1 protein-coding gene is annotated in these 284 nt (G+C 68.7%); it reads right to left on the bottom strand.

Annotated features, from left to right (window positions below; translation table 11 throughout):
- Positions 1-284, bottom strand: a 284-nt coding sequence (locus ACSNOD_RS31890; RefSeq protein WP_436770535.1) for a flavodoxin-dependent (E)-4-hydroxy-3-methylbut-2-enyl-diphosphate synthase, incomplete at both ends; no start/stop codon positions are given.

Here is a 284-nt window from a genome sequence, read left to right as displayed (position 1 = left end):
ATGCCCTCCAGACCGGCCGTCACCTGATCCGCCAGCTTGTACACATCCACCTGCGCCCGACCGCACGACGGACACGAGACGATCTCCAGCCGGCGCTGCCGCAGGTTCAACGCCTCCAGGATCTGGATGCCGACCTTGACCTCCTCCGCCGGAGGAGCCGACAGCGACACCCGGATCGTGTCCCCGATCCCCTCGCTCAACAGCGCGCCGAACGCCACCGCCGACTTGATCGTCCCCTGGAACGCCGGACCGGCCTCGGTGACCCCCAGGTGCAGCGGGTAGTC

The organism is Streptomyces sp. URMC 123 (assembly GCF_051386515.1).
In the GTDB taxonomy this organism is placed as follows: domain Bacteria; phylum Actinomycetota; class Actinomycetes; order Streptomycetales; family Streptomycetaceae; genus Streptomyces.
This window is presented reverse-complemented; position numbering and strand designations above follow the sequence as displayed.